Source organism: Microbulbifer maximicatervae (SeqCode) (assembly GCF_052467505.1).
In genome coordinates, this window is the sequence record NZ_CP174313.1 from 1,832,303 (window position 1) to 1,853,719 (window position 21,417).

The window sequence follows — 21,417 nt, forward strand, 5'->3', positions numbered from 1 at the left end:
AATTAAAGTTAAGCCCTGTAAAACATCTAAAAACTGCAGAAATACTTCAACGGGATATTGTCCCCTACTGAGATTCAGACTCCTCTGTCAAAAATGATTGTCAAGTATTTCACTTCTTAACTTATGGTACAATAGGCTGCATTATCTATATGGCCTTTTCAGTCACTTGAGTGAACTTATTATCGGGTTCTTAGGTTCACATTTCTTGTGACCGGAAGCCACTCTAGATTTCCCAAGTATCGAGATAAAAGATTATCTAATGACAACTTAGCTCACATTTTAAACATTGATGAACAGAGGTCCCAGAATAGAAACATCTAACTTATAAATGAGGCAGAAGATACTAATTGGATTAGAGCTTATCAATTAGTGATTCTTCTGCCCCACGTCATCTCTCTTAGTTACCTTCTAATTTTGAGAGGTAAAACTGAAAAGCACGATGTGCCACTTGATGACCTATCGCCTGCCCTGCAGGTACTGAAGGCTCAAAGTGTACACCTCCCCATACACGACTGTTACCACAGTCCTCTTCAAATGAAGTCCAGGTGGGGAAATATAGATTCAAGTCAGTTTGTGGTGTTACACCAGGTTCAATCTGAGAGCTGCCAGACAGCGCAGTTACAGAATATCCCAAAGTATCGCCTTGAGGTAAAAACAAGCGGCTTGTCTCGGCATGCGCAGCACAAAAGCTAGCTGATGCGGAGGGATACTCGGGATGATCAGCTACAGGCAGATAGCTAGTCCACTGGCTGGCGGGCAAATCATCCACAGTTCCCTTTCCAGCACCACCCCAAGCCGTTACAGGTTCATCCTTATAAATATACCGAACAGCAGAAAAAGGTCTTACTGAATTATGGCGACGCTTTTCTTTCCAGATAGCAATAGCAGTATCAAAAGCTGCCATATTAGTCAGGAAATCATAGTGTATGAAATCCATCAGGGATAAACCTTGAGATTCAGATGCAAAAACGGCAGCGAAGCCTAAGCTGAATATCTTCATATCAAATAGCTCAGCTTTCATCTTCTGCTCATCAGTTAAATTCGCTGATGTAGCCAATACATCATTTACTTGCGCTACGTAACTGGGGTAGTTCCAAATTTTGGATTTAATTGGTATCGGTGAACTAAACTCATCAGGAGATTCGTAGCTGTAGGGCGTAGTCAATGCAATTTGAGGAGTTACGAACTGCTGAACACGAAATACGCCTGGTCGCTCCATTAAAACTGCCGGCTGCCATTTTGATGGAAAACGCAGCTTGTAGGCAGAATTAGCAGGTTTAAAGTCAGTATAATCAGCATAAGGCAAGCGATGATAAAGCTGGTTACCTTCATTACCTAACTGATTCATCCCATCATTGACACGTCCTTCCAGAACTTTTCTACCAGCATAATTTCCTATACCAATTGGTGTCGTCGTATCTTCTGAAATATTTTCAGGATCTAGCCCTAGCTCAATTAGCATGTCATCCCATTCAGATACCAAATGGGGAAATAAACCACTTAGTACTTTGTGGGAAGCATAGGTCAATGCAATATTTAACTCAGTATTATCTGTCGGCTCTGTCATTCGACTAATATCTGAGTAAACGCCCTTTGCTGTCGGATGATAAGGTGCTGTTGCATCAAACCAGGAGTTAGTGATAAGCGTTGTAAAACGGAGTACCAACGTCGCATCATTTGCAGCCGGAGACACTTCGAAGATTGCACAGGCTGCAGCTGGGATTATATTTTGTACCGCAACATTACAAGTTCCTAGCTCTTCAGAGCTACATTTTGGAGGCAATGAAACATCCTCTAACTGAGGACAACTGATGGCCTGCGCTTGCCAACTTGCTGACACAAATACTAATCCTATAATACTTTTTAAAGCTTTTTTATAAGTTACATCTTTTAGCATTGGATTTTCCTTTTTGCTATATCCATGTGACCAATGTAGCATCCTAACTACCGATCACTTTTTAATGATAAACACCTAAAAACACTTTAAAATAGACTGTTCTCTATACCCTCCCCCATTTCAATAGTAAATGACCATAATTCTCGATATTCTTCTAATGTCAATGCCACCTGAATTATCAGGCCCTAAAATTTAAACCAACAAGTAAGGCAGGCCCTTGAAACTACTTACAAAGTAATTACTTGTAAAGATGCCAGTTCACGGAAACAGTAATTTTTGAGGTTCAAATTATTGGCAAGTTTTTTCAAATATCGGAAACCAGTGTTTTCTCTTAGCAAACTGCAAAGTCAAAAGGTTATGTTTTAGTAAATGTTTTTCGGATTAAATGGGTTGCTGGCTAACCACATATTTTCAACAAACATTAGCCAGCCCAACACAGATAGCAGTAAAAACACTAACACAGCAGCACTTAACACTGTAAATCCAGCACATTTCCATTAAATTGTCTAAATTATACTTTCTACTGATATTAGATATATTGATCTTATTTTATGAGCACCCAAATACTTACAGCACAATTAACCCGAAAATGAATAACGTGGGACTGTCGTTGTAGCCATATATAACAGCATCCACCGTTCGATTTTATTATACTAGAATTATGTTAACTAGGGAGTTACAGGTGCTTACACGATATCTCTTAAACAGTCACTCTCGATCGATCGAAACAAAAGACTCCTTCTCAAAAAGAGTAAAAATAGTTAGCAAGAAGAACTTTATGAACGATAACTTTATACTTTAGTGCCATTCTTGCTAGTACAATGCACCAATAAGCGAAGGTCTAAACGTGAAAGTATTACATACACATCTGAAAGGCTCTGGAAAAATCAGTTATAGTAGCTTTCAGAAATAAGCCAACCAACAATGGATTAGGTTCAGCATTATCAAAAGCATTTTCTTTTGAGTGCGGTCAGATGCTGCGGTCAACTATAACCGGACGCTTTCTCAAGCACGTCTTTCAAATTCGATGGGGCTATGTCCCCCTGTGTTGTATGCATTCTGCGTGGATTGCAATAAGCAATATAGGCCCTCATATCTGTTTCAGTGCATGACTTACCTGGGCCGTCATTATCTAACGATCTTAGCACCAACTAACAATCCGGCATGAATAAAGATCAATTACTACCGCGAGGTATAGTCAGCCCTACAAAGTCCAGATATATGTGATATCCGTAGTCCAAACTTGATTTTTAGTACTCGATGAGAAACCCCTATTCAGAAAATCCTCAGCAACTGTAAGTTGAAATTTGTGGTTAGAGTAAATTGCTTCTTATGTTTTACTGCCAAACCAAGTTTTTCATTAGCTTGCAAACTCTATAGCGCCCAATTTCAAAGCCTTCTTTACGTAGCAACTTCAGTGACCGACGGATTCTGTGGCTCTCATGAGATTCCGCAAATCGGGCTGGTGGGTGCCAACTCAATATGGCTGGCGCTGGTAGTGGTCATTACACAGCTGCCGCTACTGGTGGCGTGGAAGGTTAGTGTCTGGTTTGCGTTGTAGCGCTCGGTGGGGATATAGCTCAACGTGCTACGATCCAACAGGACAAAGCCCATACCCGATGAGCGCTGGGTTGCTTCGGTACCCAGGCGTACATGAAGCAGGTAACCTATTGCCCAGAGGCCGGGGTAGTGGCGTCGCTCCATGCGCTATTACTGCCTGCGATGGTGATGTAATAACCCAGATAGGTATCGTCGCCGCTGGATAGTATTGGCGCATTAATAAAATCGGTATAGGTTGAGTTCGCAATCAAGGTAACCTGATCCGGTACGGCCATGCCCCCCTAAAGGCTGGCTTTGGTAGACGCTTTTGCGGTCGTGAATCAGTTCATATTTTTGCTCGACTCGATCAATATTCACTTTATCAATACGGCAGCACCCTCCTGAAATAGCACCATGTCAACCGCCGTGAATCCCAGGTAACTGTGGGATAAAGTGATGTCAATCTCGCCGCGCTGTTCCTCGAGCATCACTTCATGCACAATCAAAGCGAACCGCATATCAAGCGGGCATTAAAGATATTCCACAATTCCAAATAATCCATCCACTCTAACACCCTCCCTAATTTTCACTATGTAATTACGGCCCTGTCATTTATTCATTACCTGCTATTTTCTTTAAGCAGCAATGCTGAAGCTTGGAGAGAGGGTAGTTATGTCTATCATGTGCCGCTTAGCCCTTTTGACATTAGTTTTGTAGGTTTGATGGGCTAGGGATTTCTGTTTCCAATCATCAATAAAATGGTCATGCCGACAAAAGCACCCTCGTCCCTCTGCAATAATTTTATCTGCATCTTTTCTATCGACATAACCCAGTGTTCTTAAATCTTCATCCGACTCTCGTACATAGTTATAGAACTCCCGACAAACCTTGTCAGACAATATATTTGGCAACCCTTTATTTGAATAAAGCAGCCCGAATAGCTCTCTATTTCGCGCAATATCAACCCTACATTCCTCGGCAAAAACTCGCATATACGCCACATCCGAAAAGGCTCTTTATGACCAAAACTTGTTTCTACATTTAAATATATATCTCGACCTATTTGTGACCTATATTTACTCCTGATAACTTAATAACGACTCTTAAGCGCCCACCAAAATCCACTATAATCAACATTCTTTTCTGAGTAATGTTTCAGGCAAGATTCTGCCTAGATCCCCGCAATAACTGACACAAGTGGCGATAGTGAAGGAGGCCAGCTGGCTGTAGGCTGGTTAGCTTCCACACAAACAAGCCAGGAACCTCATGAGAATCTATACCAACCAACTGACCTTGAATGAACGATAGCAGATCGAAGTCCTCAATGGACAGAGCTATTCGGCTCGAGGCGTTGCACTACATCTCAATCGCTCCAACAAAACTATCTCATTAGAACTTAATCGCTTTCACCCTTTTTGTGCTGAAAGCGCTCATCGCCAGGTGTTGCAGAGACGATATGGGGCTCGTAAGTACACCAAATTTGTTCGCCATGAAGGTGCAAATTGACTATCAGCTAAAAAACGCTAGCCCCGAACAAGTTGCTGGTCGGATGAAGCTTGAGAAATGTAATAAAACGGTCGGTTATTCTACTATTTGTCGCTGGATAGCTCAGCTTCGCTGGAGACCGCGACTTCCACGAAAAGGCAAAGTCTACCGAAAGCGTACAGGTTCTGAGGCAGGAGCAAAGCTCATTCCGGAGCGTATTGATATTGAAGAACGGCCTACGATTGTTGATGGAAACACCGAGCTCGGCCACTAGAAGGGCTATACGGTTTACGGCCAAGATGGCCGTCTTGTGACTTTAGTTGAACAAGTCTCTAAGTTGTTGCTCACTCGTCGGGTGTCCAACAAGAGTAAGAAGACAGTAAGTCGGGCAATCAATTGCACAGAAACTGGGGTATAAAATATATATTGAAGAGCTTTATCACTCCTGGGAAAATGGATTAAACGAAAATACGAATGGTCTACAGAGACGTTTCTTCCCGAAAGGTGTGAAAACTGGCAAGATACCCAAAATCCGTATTGACGATGCAGTGTTCCGAATAAACTCGCATCCAAAAGAGATTCTAAATTAGTTGAGCTCACTAGAATCTCTACCGGGCTGGCGTGTGTCACTTGTATTGGCAATCTAGGCTGCACTACCAGATCAATAAACGTACAGAGAAAAGCAGCGTAGAAACCACATCCCAAGCTGTTAAATAGTACTTCCCCACAAAGTGTTACAGAAAAGAAAGTGCCCCCATGTCTGTGACACCTCTCAGTTATCAGCTGGAGCGCCAGAGCTATACTCCGCCCCTCAGTCTTCTCACTTGTGAATCTAAAGCCCTACTAAGAAAAAGAAACATTATTTCAGCTTCATGGTTATACTCCAAGCAATATAACTGTAATTGACAACAAAGACATTACTAATGGAAAACCTTGATCTAGAATCTATCGCAAACCAGCTTTCATGCCCTGAGGGAAAGGCTGGCATTGAAATGGGCAACAAAATGAGTGCTTTCAATCAGATTATTACCAATCAAGCTATTCAAAAACTATCACCGCAAGAAGATGAGTCAATCGTCGAAATCGGACCAGGTAATGGATCGCTGTCGCTACCGATATTGAGCGGATTAGGCATTAATGGGCACTATTTAGGTATTGAAATGTCAGAAGTTATGGCCAGCGAGCTTCGAGAAACACTGAGAGACAGCCAGTGTGCAGCGGAAGTAATTTGTGGTGATTGCCTGGAAGTCCAACTTAAAGATGGAAGCGTTGATGGTGTTATCGGAGTTAATATTCTGTACTTTATCGACGATTTATTAAGCTTTTTCAGTCATATTAGCAGCTGGCTTTCACCTGGAGGGCGAGCAGTTTTCGGGATTCGTTCAGATAAATCGCTCAAAAAAATACCCTTCACCCAATTTAAATTTCATATACGCTCTACGGAAGAAATTAAATCTCTTATGAAAAATGCGGGCTTTGATACCGTAGAGTCCTATTACTTTGACGAAGAACAAATTCCTTTTGAAAATACAACTGTACCAGCTGATTCGGTTATCATTGTTGGGAAAAAATCCATCTACACAGCGTGAAATACAAGCTCAACTGCAAAGGCGGTATCTCGTAAAGTATCGCAAGGTAGATACCGCCTTTTGATGTTCCTATTTTCAAAATCTAGAATACTGAATAGACGGCCAATTACCCTCTGATACGCCCTATTATTCTCAACTAAAAAGCTCCCTCCGAAGTTGTCAATTGATGCCACTGCCCTCCTAGAGCATAAAGATTTACGTAAAATTTCAGCCAGCACCCCAACTATGCGATACTTTCGCCCCAAAAGAAGTGAAAAGAAAACAGGGAAGACCCATGACTAAATTCACACTAACTCTGGTAGCGGTTTTATTGGCTGGCTGTAGTTCAGTCACTCAGCTCTCGGAAAAAACGGCAGGGGAAATCAGACAGGCGGTATCTATCCAAGCTAGTGGGGAAAATTCTGGTACTCAGTTCTCAGGGCCGAAATTACAGGCCACTACTGATGGCTCCGACCTAAACCTCTACTACTACAACCTCCGCGCATTTGAACCCGCTGCTAACGAGCCAACGAAGTACCACCTACAGATCCATATCACCTATCGCAAGGCGTGGCGTCACTATGAGTCTGCGGAGTTAAATAGCGGACAACCAGTAGAGACGGCCCCTATTAACAAAAATGTCCTTCAATGCGTAAGTGGTAATGAATGTATGCTTGAAGAGATTCTGGATATTGCTCTCACTGAGGAACAAATACAGGCTTCGGTGCGCAATCGAGATAAACTCAAACTTAAACTGAGAGCAAGATCCGGGCACAGCTCTACCATTGAGGTTCCAGCAACCTACTTGCTTGGTTTTTACGCTGCGGTTGCCAATTACGAGGGGTGACTACCCCTCTCCGTAGGCAATAAATGTTGACTAAGTGCTCTTTTGTGGGGTCTGAGAGCTTCCTGCCTGGCAATATGCCTGTGCAGTCTCCGCCAGACCTTCACCTAAGGCCACCGGGGGGGTCCAGTCAAGCAACTCTTTGGTTTTAGTGATATCCACTTGTAGTGAACCGCACAAGCGCTTGGCAACTGCCCCCTTTCCTATTAGCTTCAGCGCACTGGTGAGTGCGAATTGGGGAAGAGGCAATAGTCGAGCATCACATCCCATGGCATGGGATAAACCACGCAACAAATCTGTTACCGATACATCCATATCATCGGATACCAGAAATACCTGGTTTGCCGCATTGGGATGAGAAATACAAACGCGGATCAGGTCGATCAAATTGCCGATAGATACCAAGCTTCGGCGATTATGAATAGCCCCTAGTGGCAGCGGGATCCCCTTGGTAAGCCAACGCATCATCGCTTGGAAGTTCGCCTTGACCCCAGGCCCATAGACCAGAGGTGGTCGGATAATAACAACTTCCATCTCCGTAGACTCAGCCAGCTCAAGCAGTGCGTCTTCGGCCTCCTTCTTTGAAATCCCATAGGGATCCGTAGGATCACATTGTTCATCCGCATTAAATGGTAAGCGGTTGTCGGTTGACTCCCCGTTAACCTTAATAGAACTAAGATAAATAAAACGTCTAGCACCGGATGAAGCCGCCTGCTGTGCCAGCTTGATAGTGCCTCCAACATTCACCCGACGGAATTCCTCCAGAGGGTTAGCGGAGGTCTCCGTCATTACATGGACACGTGCTGCGGTGTGAATGACTGTATCTATATCAACAAGCGCCTGAGCCCAATCCGTATTGCTTGACAGGTCACCGATCTGAAAGCCGCCCTCAACATCGCTGCGATACACCGGCAAAACCTGGTAACCGTCTTTGCGGAGCTGCGGCAAGAGTGCGGTTCCCACAAAGCCACTAGCGCCGGTTAGTAATATACGTCCTTTCAATGGAGGCCTATTTCTCAGCTGTAGAATTCACGTTAGTTTACACGGACCACTTTTTCGACACACCTTTATCTCGTCAACTACATAGCGAACATGACAAGCTATCAAAGCATCGCTGGCTATTAGAACTCTATTCAATACCACAAAGGCGTTCTTTGTCAGTAATAGCATTTTTAAGCCGAGCCCGGACATTCTTCAGGGCTCTCCCATGTGGAGCTTGAGTATCCGGCCTGCCCCAGCGGGCCTCCCAGGCTTCCCTGGCTTGTAAACAGGCTTTCGCTTGCTTGTACTTCCAGTTCGCCTCCTCGCAAAGAGACAACCCTTTGGGTGACTGACGATCACAAATCTGGTGGTATTTTTTATGGGCTATCTTTTCCTGAAAGTTCTTGGCAGTAGCACCTTCAAAGTGGCGGATCGGTGGTGTTTGGATTTTTCTATCCGGGCGCACCTGCTTATCCATAGTACTATCCAGATGGAGCATTCGAAAAAATGTAACTCCCAATAGCTCCTCATTAGCATATTGATCATCATTGGAGCTGGTTAATAGCCCTGGAGGATGGGGAGTTGCAATAACAAGAAGTGGCACAGCCAGCATGAAAAGTAGCAACGTCAACAGCAACAAGAGTGGCCGCCCAGTCAAAATCTGTGTTGGCATTGAAGTCTGGAGCCTCCCTAAATAATCTACCTACGGCTGTGAATTCCGTACTGTGAAGGCCAAATGAACAACACACAGAAGTTTAGTGAACCACCTTATCACTCCCAAATAGCCTGAAGCTCAGGCACTAGCTATGAACTACTGTACCCAATAAGTCAACACAACAGGCAAAATAAAAATGCTCATAATAGTTGAGAGGAAAATAATACCGGATATCTTCGGGGTATCTTGGGGGCGATAAATAGATATCCAGAGGTAAGTACTAACAGCGCATGGCATAAGGGATTGCAGAATAAGCACCCCTCGCATAGCACCCGTAAAGTTAAACAGATTTGTCAAAATAAGCGCGACGGCGCCACCGAGAATTATGTGCCCAATAGCAAAGACCAATCCAATCTTAGTATCACCCAGCTTAATTTGGGCCAAGCTATGTCCGAGGGTCAACAACATTAGAGGGATTGCCATACCGCCCAAAATATTAAGAGATGACATAACGGGCTTTGGTAAACTTATATTGAAAATCAATGCGACTATAGAAAAAACCACACTGTAAATTGCTGGGCTAAGCATAATTTCCTTGGCCGACCAGCTACCCGATGTTACTCCAGGAGCAACCACAAAGAAAAAAATCATTCCCACAACAACAAAAGCAATTCCGTATAGAACTCCCGCATGTCCAAATGCTAACGCACATACTGCGAGGCCAATGTTGCCTACATTGTTCATACTTAGACAAGAAAAGTAAGTACGTATATTTTGCCTAAATAAAGATAAGAATAGAAGGGCTAGCACTGACATCAACGAGTACATCAGGAAGGCGGCCAACAGCATCCATAGAAATCTACCCAATACGATCTGCTGGCCCAGCATATGATCCAATATCAGCGCCGGATAACCAATATGGGCCATTAATTTGGATACCATTTTGGAATTTAATTCTTGCTTACTTGCTGCAAACAGGTATCCAATAAGAACGCAGATAAATACGGGAATAATAACTTCAAATACGTTCTCAAATAGGGTTCTCATCGAACATCAAACTCCCTCTGCCCTACTTCTCAGCACTGCGTAACAAGCACCCCTTTAATACGCTGACAGCTCCACCAGAACACACAAAAAAATCGATAATATATTTACCTTCTAATATCCCACAGAATTAAGCAGGCAAAATTGCGATGTTCTGACAGATTTTCAAGTCAGAAACTGCAACCATAAAAAATGCCTATAAATTCAACTGCAACTCCTTAAGGTTTAAGGTCGGAGTGATCCATATTTCAGCATCAAAGGCCGCAAAAAATTTTTCATTATAGGTCATCAGCTGATCTTGACAGTTCTCTTCAAAGATAAAAATTGCTGCACGCTTTCCTTGCTCCAAAAAGAAGTAGGAAGCCTCAGGATTGGCTGAAGCGATAAAATCATTCATCGCCACAGACATACTATCATCAGCAATGGACTTGTTGCCGGCCTTTGCCGGTATCAGGATTTTCATTAATAGACGCATTTTGATCCTAGCAGTTGTCGAGGTTGCAGGATCAAAACATAGTCTTTTCACTGTCCAGCTGCGCTGTATTAAGCGACAATTCTCGGAGTATATCAGTGGTAATTTACAACCGATATTCAGTAAGTAGCCATTTCCTTCTTGCCAATAGTATTACTACCTGAAGGCGTCATCGAATCTCTACAGCATTCCCCAGGGAAGGGAAAACATGACTTAGGTAGTCACCAAGTCACTGGGATCGCTCCCTTTCTTTGGCTTACGCTCAATCCACTTAATCCATTTTAAGTCCTCTACCATAGTTGTATAGATGACCGGCACCAAAAATAGTGTTCCAAAAGTGGCCAAGATAAGGCCGCCAATTTGCGCAAAACATAATGGCCGCCAGAGGGGACCTCCGTGAATAGCTAAGGGGATCAAGGCGAAGGTAGTTGCCGCAATAGTGATTAAAATGGGGCGCAGTCTAAGAATACCTGCATCAAGTAATGCCTGACGAAGCGAATCTCCTGCAGTATGACGCATCTCAATAAAATCAAATAGGACAATAATATGACTGACAATGACGCCTATTAGACTCACTATCCCTAAAAACGCCATAAATCCAAATGGCTGACCAGATATAAACAACGCTACTAGTGCACCCACCATACCTAATGGAACCGTGGCGAACACTACCAGAGGCTTTATCAAACTACTAAATTGGAATACCAAAGCTAGGTATATTGCACTGGAGGAAACAGCCATGATCATTAGTAATTGCAAGAATCCATGACGAGTACTGGCTGCATCTCCAGATATCTGCAATTGATATCCAGCAGGCAAAGAATTTGAGAGTTCTTTTAACTCTTTTTGAATACCAGACATAATATCTGATGAAATGAACCCGGAATATGGAAATGCATATACTGTAATCGTTCGGAATTTTTCCAACCTATATATTCGTTCTGTCGAAAAGAGAATGGACGTAGTTGCAACTTGTCGCAAAGGGATATGAATATCGCTATCAGATGCAAACACATATAAATTATTAACATCCTCCAACTGCCCACGCTCCGCCAATCGAAGCTGGGCAACAATAGGTATTTCCTTGTCTCCCTGACGCAGGGTATCCACCGTGGACCCGGTGAAACCAGAAGACGATGCCAGAGCGATATCAGCATTGGTTACGCCCGACATCTCAGCTCGATCTTCTAGCACATTCATATTCATTACTAGACTTTTTCCTGCCCAATCAGCGCGAACCACACGAGCATAAGGAGATTTCTCAATAATTTCTTTAACTTTTGCAGCATATTCTCGCAGAAGTGCTATATCCTTCTCCTCCTCCAAAGACCCAACAGCAACTCGCCCAGAAACTCTTATCTCAACAGGGTGATCAACAGTACTTGTTTGTAGCTGGCGAACATCTAACTCCGCTCCAGGGATTCGTTCAGAAAGAGCAGCCTGGATAATTGGAACTAGAATAGGTGTCAGATACTTATCACTTAATCGAACGATAATCTGCCCATAATTGGATTGCTTTTGTTGAGGATTAGAGGTGTACCAAAAACGTGGCGCCCCGCCACCTAAAGTGCTGCTAATCCCCTCCAATATGGGTCCATCACTATTTTTTACATACTCCCGCTGATACTCTTCGATAGTTTCTCTAATTATTTCCTCTGCGACCTTTGCTACATTATCCGTTGCATCAATACTCGCATCATTTTGCAACCAGACATCAACATAAAATAAATACTGAACATCAGCGGGAAAGAATGCATTCCTCAACTGGCTTTTTATAACAACACCCAATACAAGGATGCCTAAAGCAATTAATATAACAATCTTTCTGTTACTTATAGCCCAATCTGCTGTTCGGTAGTAGTGCCCGGTAAGCCCCTCTTTCCGCCGCACCTCCAAGCTGCGCTCCGTTTGGTCCGGCGGGCGTAATAACGTATTCCCAAGAAAAGGGATAAATGTCATGGAAACAATGCGGGATGCAACCAAAGCACAAACCATCACAATAGGAAGACTATGCAGAAAATCCCCCTGGTTACCCGTTAGCAATAAAAACGGCAAATACGCAACAATATTTGTCAATGTCGCAAAGAAAATCGCCTTAGCCAGCAAAGTTGGGCCCAACCAAGCAGCAATAATAGAGGGTTTACCGGATGCCATTTGTCGTTTAATCGCGTCACTCGCAACTACTGGATCATCTACCAAAAGGCCCAGAGCTATTATTAACGCAGCAATTGACACCTGTTGAATATCAATCCCCAGCAGTTGCATAAATCCAAAGGTCATTGTCAGTGTTACTGGTATAGATATCATTAACAGTACAGCAGATCTCCAATCTGAAAACCCGATAAACGCAATTATCACCACTAAAATAATTGCCTCTATCAAAGCTTCTAGAAAGAGGCTTACACTCTCTCGCACTTGACGCGGCTGATCAGAAACTCTTTCAATAATAAGGTCTTTTGGTAAATCAACCTTAACCTTTTCCAAGACTGTGCTAACATTGCGACCAAGCTCGCCTATTTGTTTACCATCCAACATCTGCACAGAGAGATTTATGCTGCGGCTACGCTGCCACTCTCCATTTTCATCTTTATTTACATAGTAATTTAACAGGGGCGGTGGTGCTTGATACCCCATAATAATATCGACAATTCCTCGCAAATACACCGGCGTTCCTGTATCACTCAAAGCTACCGGGACATTGGCAATTTCTTCATGGTTATTAAATTCACCACTGGGCATAATCGCGATACCCAAATCATCCGAAATAATGGTGCCGCCGGGAATAGTTGTATTGCGGGAATTTAGAATAGGGGCAATCATATCCGGTCGCAGCCCATAGGAGGCCAACCTCTCCTGCGAATACAGCAGCTTCACTTCTTGGGTGAGTACGCCAGTTCTTAACACCCTTTTCACTTCAGGAATGGCTCTTATATTTGCTGCAATAAGATCAGAGAAATCATCAAGTTGACGATAGCTATATTTCGCACCTGCCACTTTCATTAAATTGTCACGAGTATTGGCCAGGTTACGAACTACGAAAGGGTCCCAAGCATCGGGAAAAAAGCGCTGGGCACTTAGCCTATCGGATAGGTAGAGCTTTGTAGCCGCTAGTATTTCACTGTTACTTTTATCAGATAAAAAATCCACCCCAAGGTAGCCAGCCCCATTTAATACTTCAAAATTCGTTCCGTATCCTTGGGCCTCCAGCCAGTTAGCAAAAATCCATAGGCCTGTAGCAGAGTACGTATCTGCTAAAGACAAAGGAAGGGCAACAACAATACTCACCCGTCCCTTACTATTTGACTCTTGCCCTCGAACCTCTGAAATACCTTCCCTAATATCCTCCGCACGCAATGTAATTTCAGTTGGCCCTGCACGGGGACTAGCAACACTGAGTAATATAGCTGCAGTATCACCAAACTCCGAGTTCAGAGAAATTTTGCTAGCTCCAGATGGTAATTGCTGCTGAGCATCAATCAGCTTCAGATTTAGATCATTAAATGCCTTGGTGACATCGGTTTTCGGTGCTAACTGCGCTTGTACTATAGAGACACCATTTAATGTAAGGGACTTTATTGCAAAGGTCCGTGAATCCGGCTCGTGGAGATATTCACTCTGCGCTATCGCCTCTTCAACTTTTCGAGTTACCAACTCTTCAACTCTTACTGCAGATTGTCCACGCCAATGAGTTGTTGCTACAGCAATACGCACAGGAATATCTGGATCTTTGCTTTTCGGCATAAAGAGATAAGCAACTACCCCCCATACCAGGATAGTGACCAGCAATGCAGCGGAAATACTCGGGTTGTCTACAAAAAAACGAGCAGTATTGAAACGGTGGTGACTTTCCGCCTCAATAATTTCTGCCTGTCTTTTTTCTTCCTGATCTGTCATTCCCTAGCCCTCAAGGCACGACAATTATAGCTTCCCCATCTCTGAGCTGGGCAGCACCAGTTGATACAACCTCCTCGCCCTCAGTTAACCCCTGGATAATGACAATATCATTGCCAACCACTTGCCCCGGGAGCACTTTTCTTAGTTTTGCTCGCAATAATTCCTTGTCTCTTTCCAGCACAAATACAGCGAATCCTTTAGATTTACCAGGATGAGCTACTAAACATGAGAGCGGTATGACGACCCTATCTGGAGGTATCGGTATTTTATCCAGGGCCAAAGACATAATCATTCCTACCCGTAATTGCGCTTTTGGATTGTCAACAGTGACCGTAATTGCGAAAACTCTGGTGCGGGGATCAGCCATGGGCGAAACTTCAGTGATCATGCCCTTGAATGTAAGGTCTGGTAAAGACTCTGTACGCAATGACACCACACTGCCCAGTGGAGCATAACTCAACACGATGTCCGGTACGGAAAATACAACCTTAACGCGGGAAATATCAGCCACAACGAAGCCAACCGACTGCGAGTGAACCAATGTGCCCACCTCTATGTTACGCTGCAGGATAATTCCAGTCAGCGGAGAGCGCAGTACGGTATCTCGTAACTCTTCCTCTGCCCTGTCCAAATGGGCCTTACTGCCAACTACTGCCGCCTGCGCAATTTCATACTCTTCCCTGGCTGAATCATAATCAGGCGCGGTAATACTAGCAGTGGCAAAAAGCGCAGTTGCCCGTTTGTAATTTAGGTCAGCTTTACGCCTCTCTGCTTCTGCTTTACTCACATTTGCAGCGGATTCCACCACGCGATCTCTATATTGCTCGTCATCAATCTTCGCCAATACTTCATGGCGTTTAACGTAATCCCCTCCTTGCAGCAAACGAGTCTGCCCGAGTGCCTTTCGCGAGGGTATTACACGTACATAGCCCTCTGTACGAAATGCTACATCAACTTGCGTATAAGGATTGACGACTGCAGAGTAGGGATAACCAGCTGCAGCGTCTTGCGAGCGGGCAACAAAAACTTCCACCGGCGTAGGCTTTCTTTCCGGTGGTTGGCGGTGGCAACCACCAACCACCACAAATATAGCGATAATACAGAGGCTGATAACGCGCATTTATCACACCTCCCCCACCGACCTTTCATATTCAGCCAGGGTTCCCCATACAGACAGTACCGCGCGGTTGTAGTCGCTATTCGCACGAAAAAGCTGCTTCTCCGCCTCCAGGACATCACTCAGGACGGCAGCTTGCTCGCGGTAACGATTTGTCATTACCCGCACTTTCTCCCTATAAGCTGCCTGTAATTCCCGCGCAACCCCCACAGACTCCTGAGAAGTACGCAAGCGACGCAAACTCTCACGAACCTCTATTTCTATTCGATTTCGAACCTCTTCAGACTTTTTTTCCGCTTCAAGAATTTTATTGGCACGACTGGACAGTTCATCCCGTTTCCGCCCCCAATCAAAAAACTCCCAGCGCATTTCCAGGGCAATAAAAGCTTCGGCATCGGGTATCAACCTGACGTCATAGAGCTTTAGGTACTCAATATTCAAATCGATATCGGGGATGTACTCGGACTTTTTCACATCGTAGCTATATTCAGCCCGCTCAATCGACAACTCTGATTCCGCGAGATCTGGACGCTGCTCAAAGGCAAGCCCTAAAGAGGTTTCGACATCGAACGCTAAATGATGTGGGTTTGGAAGGCTCTGAATATTGAAGGGGGTCTCAACATCCCGGGCCATCAACGCATTGAGACGCTCCTTCGCTGTCGCCATCTCATCGGTAAGGCGCTGGCGCTCCAGCCTGCGCTGGGCCAGGCGTGCTCGCACATCCAAAAGTTCATACTCGAGGGCAACTTGTTGTGCAACATAATTCCCTACAAGTTCACTCAATGAGGTAAGGAAGATAATGGCTTCATCTACGGCCTGTAAATCACCAAGGATTCTGCCAATTTCAAAATACTGGATCTTGGTGAGGTAGCCTATATCCTGCTGCACCAAGCGAACCTTTTGCTCTGCCATTTCAGTGACAACGTAGCCCTCACAAATCTCTAGCTCTATGGTGTACAACTGTGTGATAGGTTGAGTCGCGCTGACGGAGAAGGTCTTGGTCACACCTTCCTCTGATGTGATCTCTATATCCCTAGGGGGGATAGGGCCTATCGGAGAATTCTGCACAAAAACGCCACGATCAAAGGTGTACCTCTGGCGTGTTAGGTTGTCGATTATCCCTGCATTCATTTCCAGCCGGGGATAGCGCTTTGTTTTTAATGCCTCGACGTCATCCCAAACCTCATTAACTTCAAGCGCAGCCGCCTGAACCCGTAAATTAGCTGTCACTGCCAAATCGACGGCATCTTCCAGGGTCAAAACCGGCTCGCTGGCATAGCTCCAGGCTCCGCCGCCAGTCAGCAGTATTGCGAGCGCGCACTCGAACAACGGCCACCTCTATTTCCAGCAACAATTTAAATCTGCTCACTGCGCAAATAAATTTAGGATCGAGTAAGTATATCTGTTGACAGCCACTGGCCGGACTGCTGGCCCCAGACTGGCGGATTCCTATTTATCCCCTTGGACAATATTCATATTTTTAATAACTTAGTAAGTTTATATTCCACCGACTGGCGACTAGAGATTCATTTTCGAAAACACCAGCACCTCTTAGAGCGGGCAGCCCCCTCCCATCATTTTTACGAACAGAAACTGTGTAGACGCCATAAAGAAGCATCACCTGTCGCGATCCTTTAGCTAGGCTAGTTAATGGCGGCAATCAAAACCGTATTTCTTTGGTTCCGTGGAAAACCCTATGGCGGTGAAGTTTATTCCTCTATTGATTCTCGCGGTTTGCACTATCGCCGTGGCTGGGGTGTTGAGCTTATTGGTTTATTTTGACCTGGATGATCAGATTATTGAGCTGATGCAGTGGCTCAATGAGCAGGGCTGGCAGACAAGTTTGCTATTTATCTTAATTGTGGCCGCAGCAATCGTCTTTTTACTTCCTGGCGTCATTTTTACCATGGGGGCGGGGTTCGTATTTGGCGTTATAAAAGGAACTCTACTGGTTATTGCCGGCACCGTACTTGGGGCAACCCTCGCATTTCTTATTGCCCGCTACCTTCTCGGCGAGAAGCCTTCTCGGTGGGTTATGTCTCATATCAAGCCCGCGACTGTTGGCGAAGTGATTCGTCGCGAGGGCTGGCAAATGATTATGTTGACCCGACTGGTTCCCCTATTTCCCTTCAAGTTGTCGAACTACTTCTTTGGACTGACTCCAGTTCGACTGCGTGACTTTGTGATCGGAAATTTCCTTGGAATTATCCCCCTTACATTGCACAACGTTTACATCGGCTCCATCGCTGCAGACCTCACTTCCCTGGGCAAGGTTGAGGAACGGACTCCCGTTCAATGGGGATTTTATATTGCCGGATTCGCCCTGGCAGTCATTGCACTCATCGGGCTCACCCGAATGGCTCGCCGAGCTTTGAAAAGAATTATTAAAGAAGAGGACCTCTGATGCCTTGGATGAAATGGCTACCCTGGCGCTTCTTCGTACGCCGCTTTGCCACCGCTCACGGTTTCCTTGATCCACTCACTTTGATGGCGCACTTACAGCGCTTTGCCGAGCCTTCAGAGGTGAGTGAACCCATCGAGCTGCTACGCGCAGGGGCGGTATTTCACGCTCGAGCACTGATCAACAGTAAAGTCATACAACACAACCTGGACTGGGTGTGGCCCTACTGGATTCAGCGCCAGTTCGACCCCTATGACAAGTCGTTTATCCCTCGGGCTTTTTCCATTAGCCACTGCAATTTGAGCCACCGCAATTGGACCGCTGTAGGTATACCCGACTGCGAAGAACTGCCGATTGTCGACCCCCGAGGCCTGCTTACACCTCACTACGATGGCTGGTCTATTGATGTCTGGGTCATCAGTGATAGCGGTGAAGAGCTAACGCCTTCCACCCTCGGCTTCTGCAACCAGCACCAGGAGCTGGGAGATGATATTGCGATAGTCACCGAATCCCATCGTCGGGGTCTGAAGTTGCACAATAGGGCCTCAGCAAGCCTGCTCCAAGGCCATCCCCGCTGTGTGCTTGAACTCAATGCCCAATGCCCGGGAGGCGGCTGGCTAATGGTGGTCTTGCGCCCCTGCAATCCTGAGGGCGTCAGCTTTGTTCACAAGGTTCGCCTGGGCGATAGCGGGCGCAATTGGCTTATTGAAGACAAGGCCGCCGTAGAGTTCAGCCAGCCGGTAGACAAACACCTGGCATCCAATTACAAGCGGGGCGATATCTACCTCCATCTCCGGGACAAGGAAAGCAATCGCGAGGGGCTCTGCGATATTGGCATGGCCTCTGCGGCCGCTATGTTTCGTATCGAAGACCGAAAATCCCGCAAGGTTGAAGTTGCTATTCCACTGGTTACAGAGGAGAGTAAACAGCGCTCTCCCCTGTGCTGGGAACACGTCCTGGAAGGTCACTGCGCCCTGACTGTTCCCGACGAAAAATTTCAGTTTCTCTACGACTCGGCAATACGCACCCTTATTCTCCACTCTCCCAAAGATGTCTACCCGGGGCCTTACACCTACAAGCGGTTTTGGTTTCGGGACGCGGCATTTATGATTCAATCGCTGCTTTATGCCGGACTGACAAACCGCGCAGAAAGAGCTCTGGAGCAATTTCCCCACCGGCAAAAGCGGGATGGTTTTTTTCACTCCCAGGACGGCGAGTGGGACTCCAATGGTGAAGCCCTGTGGATCTTCAACCTCTATTGTGAATTAACCGGCAAACCCTTAAAGCAGCCGTGGTGTGAACCTGTCGTCAGGGGTGCCAAATGGATTATCAACAAGCGCCTTCCGAATGATGGCAGCCCCTGTGGGGGCCTGCTCCCTGCGGGATTCAGTGCAGAACACCTGGGGCCCAACGACTGCTACTACTGGGACGACTTCTGGGGCGTCGCCGGTCTGCAGAGTGCCGCCAGTATTTGCACGCGCGAAGGTATGGATGACAACGCCCATCGCTTCAATACCGCGGCCAGCGACTTCCAGAGCACTATTGATCAAAGCTTGCAGGATGCACAGGACCGTCTGGGCCGCCCCGCGATGCCAGCCTCACCAAACCGGCGCCTGGATGCCGGTGCCGTAGGGTCGATCGCCGCAGGCTATCCCTTGCAACTCTACCCACCAGAGGACCCGAGGTTGGTAGACCTGGCGGAATACCTGATGGAAAAGTGCTTTGTGAGCGGCGGGTTTTTCCAGGACATGATCCATTCCGGCATTAACGCCTACCTCACTCTCCACATTGCCCAGGTACTGCTTCGCGCTGGAGATGCCCGTTGTATTGACCTTATGCGCAGTGTGGCAGAACTGGCATCGCCAACAGGGCAATGGCCGGAAGCCATCCACCCCCATTCTCTCGGCGGATGCATGGGGGATGGACAGCACGCCTGGGCAGCGGCTGAGTGGGTGGCGATGCAACGCAATTGCTTTGTCCGCGAAGAGCAGGACGCTCTGGTTCTCATCTCCGGGCTTCCCCCCGAGTGGCTCAAAGGTACTGACTCAGATCAGCCCATCCGCTTTGGGCCCGCGCCAACCCGGTTTGGCTCGGTCACCCTGGAGATTCAACCAGGCTCCACGCCAACGGTCTCTTGGGCTGCCGATTGGCATGGTAAGCCCCCACCTATCGCCATTAAGGCCATCGGCTTCCGGCCAGTGCTGATCACCGACGAATCACAGAGTGTGGAGTTGAGCCCCAAGTGAATATCGTGATGCTCACCAACACCTACTTGCCTCACGTGGGCGGCGTTGCGCACTCCGTCGCCGCGTTCAGTGAGGAATATCGCAAACGTGGGCACAAAGTACTGGTCATCGCACCCGAGTTCCCGCAAAAGTCTGACGATGAAGAACATGTTCTGAGAATTCACTCAATCCAGAATTTTAATGGCACCGACTTTTCCATGGCACTGCCATTCTCAGGCGTCTTGAATGATGCGCTGGATAAATTCCGTCCGGATATCCTTCATGCCCACCACCCTTTTCTCCTGGGACTGACAGCCCTACGTCTTTCGCGAGAGCGCGAGCTACCGCTCGTTTTTACCCATCACACATTGTACGAACACTACACCCACAACTTGATGGGAGATTCACAAGCACTCAAACGCTTTGTAATGGAAGTTGCCACCCGCTTCGCCAATAAAGCTAATCTGGTCCTGGCCCCAAGCCTGAGTGTTGTGAGACTTCTCCGGGAGCGAGGGGTACAAACTCCAATCGCGGAAGTCCCTACGGGAGTACACCCAGAGCAATACGCCCATGGAGAGGGAAGTAAGCTCAGGAAAAAACTGAAAATACCCGCATCAGCATTCTTGTTGGGACACTTGGGCCGCTTTGGGAAGGAAAAAAACCTGGTTTTTCTTTGTCAGGCCGTCGCCAAATTTTTACAGGAATATCCATTCGCACACTTTCTTCTCGCTGGCAGCGGCCCACTGGAAGACCAGCTTCAGCAGTTTTTTACCGACAAAAAATTAATGCAACGTGTACATATGCCAGGGAAAGTCATTGGTGATGCCCGCCGGGATATTTACAGCGCAATGGACACCTTTCTATTTACTTCCACCACTGAAACCCAAGGTCTAGTGCTGTCTGAGGCAATGGCCTCTGGAGTTCCCGTGATCGCCCTGGAAGCCAATGGATCGAGAGATATATTGAAGCAAGGTATTAACGGCTGCCTGGTAACCAAAGAATCGCTCAATGATTTTGTCGCCGCGATACGTTGGTTCCACAACCTGCCTGATGACCGCCGCCAGCAGATGATTAGGGAAGCCAGAATTACGGCCCAGGATTTTTCCATGAATAGTTGCGCCCAGCGAGCACTGGATCTCTATCAACCCCTCGTGCACTACAACTGGCCGCTTGATAACTCTATTTATGCGCGATGTATACGCACTGGAAAATTAATCACCATACAGTGGGAGATTTTTGAGGGCTTCACAGAAGCCGCAGGCGCAGCCTTGAATCAACCACCTAAGCGTTAGTCC

Annotated in this window: 18 protein-coding genes; 6 read left to right on the forward strand and 12 right to left on the reverse strand. The window is 46.2% G+C overall.

All coding sequences use genetic code 11. From position 1 onward, the window contains the following. Window positions 1–397: 397 nt before the first annotated feature. The 5 genes from ACJJIN_RS08000 to ACJJIN_RS08020 form a co-directional block, all read right to left on the reverse strand. Window positions 398–1,897, reverse strand: coding sequence for a vanadium-dependent haloperoxidase (locus ACJJIN_RS08000; RefSeq protein WP_444897616.1), 1,500 nt, complete (start codon window positions 1,895–1,897; stop codon window positions 398–400). A gap of 1,440 nt (window positions 1,898–3,337) precedes the next feature. Further along, entirely contained in the window at window positions 3,338–3,601 is a 264-nt protein-coding gene (locus tag ACJJIN_RS08005; protein WP_444897617.1) for a hypothetical protein, read from the reverse strand. Next, entirely contained in the window at window positions 3,565–3,732 is a 168-nt protein-coding gene (locus ACJJIN_RS08010) for a hypothetical protein (protein WP_444897618.1), read from the reverse strand. Before ACJJIN_RS08010 ends, ACJJIN_RS08005 begins: the two co-directional genes overlap by 37 nt. A 78-nt stretch (window positions 3,733–3,810) precedes the next feature. Next, complete coding sequence (locus tag ACJJIN_RS08015; protein ID WP_444897619.1) at window positions 3,811–3,954, reverse strand: hypothetical protein; 144 nt, start codon at window positions 3,952–3,954, stop codon at window positions 3,811–3,813. Window positions 3,955–4,071: 117 nt separating this feature from the next. After that, window positions 4,072–4,437 carry a hypothetical protein gene (locus tag ACJJIN_RS08020; protein ID WP_444897620.1) on the reverse strand — a complete coding sequence of 122 codons (366 nt, stop codon included), beginning with the start codon at window positions 4,435–4,437 and terminating at the stop codon, window positions 4,072–4,074. Between the two features lie 455 nt (window positions 4,438–4,892). On the opposite strand from ACJJIN_RS08020, the gene ACJJIN_RS08025 reads away from it, so the two are divergent. From ACJJIN_RS08025 to ACJJIN_RS08035, 3 genes are all read left to right on the forward strand, one after another. After that, window positions 4,893–5,195 (forward strand): hypothetical protein, encoded by a 303-nt coding sequence (locus ACJJIN_RS08025; protein WP_444897621.1) that lies wholly within the window; start codon window positions 4,893–4,895, stop codon window positions 5,193–5,195. Between the two features lie 649 nt (window positions 5,196–5,844). Next, window positions 5,845–6,510, forward strand: a complete 666-nt coding sequence (locus ACJJIN_RS08030) for a class I SAM-dependent methyltransferase (RefSeq protein WP_444897622.1) — start codon at window positions 5,845–5,847, stop codon at window positions 6,508–6,510. A gap of 274 nt (window positions 6,511–6,784) precedes the next feature. Then, on the forward strand, window positions 6,785–7,336 hold the full coding sequence (locus tag ACJJIN_RS08035) for a hypothetical protein (RefSeq protein WP_444897623.1): 552 nt from the start codon (window positions 6,785–6,787) through the stop codon (window positions 7,334–7,336). Window positions 7,337–7,366: 30 nt separating this feature from the next. Here the strand turns inward: ACJJIN_RS08035 and ACJJIN_RS08040 are convergent, their stop codons facing one another. The 7 genes from ACJJIN_RS08040 to ACJJIN_RS08070 all read right to left on the reverse strand — a co-directional run bounded on the left by ACJJIN_RS08040 (window position 7,367) and on the right by ACJJIN_RS08070 (window position 16,825). Then, a complete protein-coding gene (locus ACJJIN_RS08040) occupies window positions 7,367–8,335 on the reverse strand; it encodes a UDP-glucose 4-epimerase family protein (protein WP_444897624.1) in 969 nt (322 codons plus the stop codon). A gap of 127 nt (window positions 8,336–8,462) precedes the next feature. Beyond that, on the reverse strand, window positions 8,463–8,987 hold the full coding sequence (locus tag ACJJIN_RS08045; protein WP_444897625.1) for a hypothetical protein: 525 nt from the start codon (window positions 8,985–8,987) through the stop codon (window positions 8,463–8,465). A 138-nt stretch (window positions 8,988–9,125) separates the two neighbouring features. Continuing rightward, complete coding sequence (locus ACJJIN_RS08050) at window positions 9,126–10,016, reverse strand: AEC family transporter (protein WP_444897626.1); 891 nt, start codon at window positions 10,014–10,016, stop codon at window positions 9,126–9,128. A 193-nt stretch (window positions 10,017–10,209) separates the two neighbouring features. Then, window positions 10,210–10,476 (reverse strand): hypothetical protein, encoded by a 267-nt coding sequence (locus tag ACJJIN_RS08055; protein WP_444897627.1) that lies wholly within the window; start codon window positions 10,474–10,476, stop codon window positions 10,210–10,212. A 222-nt stretch (window positions 10,477–10,698) separates the two neighbouring features. Further along, window positions 10,699–14,379 (reverse strand): efflux RND transporter permease subunit, encoded by a 3,681-nt coding sequence (locus tag ACJJIN_RS08060; protein WP_444897628.1) that lies wholly within the window; start codon window positions 14,377–14,379, stop codon window positions 10,699–10,701. A 10-nt stretch (window positions 14,380–14,389) separates the two neighbouring features. Further along, window positions 14,390–15,499, reverse strand: coding sequence for an efflux RND transporter periplasmic adaptor subunit (locus ACJJIN_RS08065; protein ID WP_444897629.1), 1,110 nt, complete (start codon window positions 15,497–15,499; stop codon window positions 14,390–14,392). Between the two features lie 3 nt (window positions 15,500–15,502). Further along, complete coding sequence (locus ACJJIN_RS08070) at window positions 15,503–16,825, reverse strand: TolC family protein (protein ID WP_444897630.1); 1,323 nt, start codon at window positions 16,823–16,825, stop codon at window positions 15,503–15,505. 367 nt (window positions 16,826–17,192) lie between these two features. On the opposite strand from ACJJIN_RS08070, the gene ACJJIN_RS08075 reads away from it, so the two are divergent. The 3 genes from ACJJIN_RS08075 to ACJJIN_RS08085 are packed head-to-tail and all read left to right on the forward strand — an operon-like array spanning window position 17,193 to window position 21,414. Then, a complete protein-coding gene (locus ACJJIN_RS08075) occupies window positions 17,193–17,900 on the forward strand; it encodes a TVP38/TMEM64 family protein (protein WP_444897631.1) in 708 nt (235 codons plus the stop codon). After that, the gene (locus tag ACJJIN_RS08080; protein WP_444897632.1) at window positions 17,900–20,143 is read left to right on the forward strand and encodes a glucosidase family protein; all 2,244 of its coding nucleotides are present in this window, start codon (window positions 17,900–17,902) and stop codon (window positions 20,141–20,143) included. Before ACJJIN_RS08075 ends, ACJJIN_RS08080 begins: the two co-directional genes overlap by 1 nt. Continuing rightward, window positions 20,140–21,414 carry a glycosyltransferase gene (locus tag ACJJIN_RS08085; protein WP_444897633.1) on the forward strand — a complete coding sequence of 425 codons (1,275 nt, stop codon included), beginning with the start codon at window positions 20,140–20,142 and terminating at the stop codon, window positions 21,412–21,414. Before ACJJIN_RS08080 ends, ACJJIN_RS08085 begins: the two co-directional genes overlap by 4 nt. Window positions 21,415–21,417: the final 3 nt, after the last annotated feature.

Excerpts from the sequence above, each read along its gene's own strand:
- ACJJIN_RS08065 (WP_444897629.1), bottom strand. The coding sequence starts at position 15,499 with ATGCGCGTTATCAGCCTCTGTATTATCGCTATATTTGTGGTGGTTGGT.
- ACJJIN_RS08010 (WP_444897618.1), bottom strand. The coding sequence starts at position 3,732 with ATGGCCGTACCGGATCAGGTTACCTTGATTGCGAACTCAACCTATACC.
- ACJJIN_RS08045 (WP_444897625.1), bottom strand. The coding sequence starts at position 8,987 with ATGCCAACACAGATTTTGACTGGGCGGCCACTCTTGTTGCTGTTGACG.
- ACJJIN_RS08060 (WP_444897628.1), bottom strand. The coding sequence starts at position 14,379 with ATGACAGATCAGGAAGAAAAAAGACAGGCAGAAATTATTGAGGCGGAA.
- ACJJIN_RS08000 (WP_444897616.1), bottom strand. The coding sequence starts at position 1,897 with ATGCTAAAAGATGTAACTTATAAAAAAGCTTTAAAAAGTATTATAGGA.
- ACJJIN_RS08080 (WP_444897632.1), top strand. The coding sequence starts at position 17,900 with ATGCCTTGGATGAAATGGCTACCCTGGCGCTTCTTCGTACGCCGCTTT.
- ACJJIN_RS08015 (WP_444897619.1), bottom strand. The coding sequence starts at position 3,954 with ATGCGGTTCGCTTTGATTGTGCATGAAGTGATGCTCGAGGAACAGCGC.
- ACJJIN_RS08030 (WP_444897622.1), top strand. The coding sequence starts at position 5,845 with ATGGAAAACCTTGATCTAGAATCTATCGCAAACCAGCTTTCATGCCCT.
- ACJJIN_RS08005 (WP_444897617.1), bottom strand. The coding sequence starts at position 3,601 with ATGGAGCGACGCCACTACCCCGGCCTCTGGGCAATAGGTTACCTGCTT.
- ACJJIN_RS08025 (WP_444897621.1), top strand. The coding sequence starts at position 4,893 with ATGGGGCTCGTAAGTACACCAAATTTGTTCGCCATGAAGGTGCAAATT.
- ACJJIN_RS08050 (WP_444897626.1), bottom strand. The coding sequence starts at position 10,016 with ATGAGAACCCTATTTGAGAACGTATTTGAAGTTATTATTCCCGTATTT.
- ACJJIN_RS08075 (WP_444897631.1), top strand. The coding sequence starts at position 17,193 with ATGGCGGTGAAGTTTATTCCTCTATTGATTCTCGCGGTTTGCACTATC.
- ACJJIN_RS08055 (WP_444897627.1), bottom strand. The coding sequence starts at position 10,476 with ATGAAAATCCTGATACCGGCAAAGGCCGGCAACAAGTCCATTGCTGAT.
- ACJJIN_RS08035 (WP_444897623.1), top strand. The coding sequence starts at position 6,785 with ATGACTAAATTCACACTAACTCTGGTAGCGGTTTTATTGGCTGGCTGT.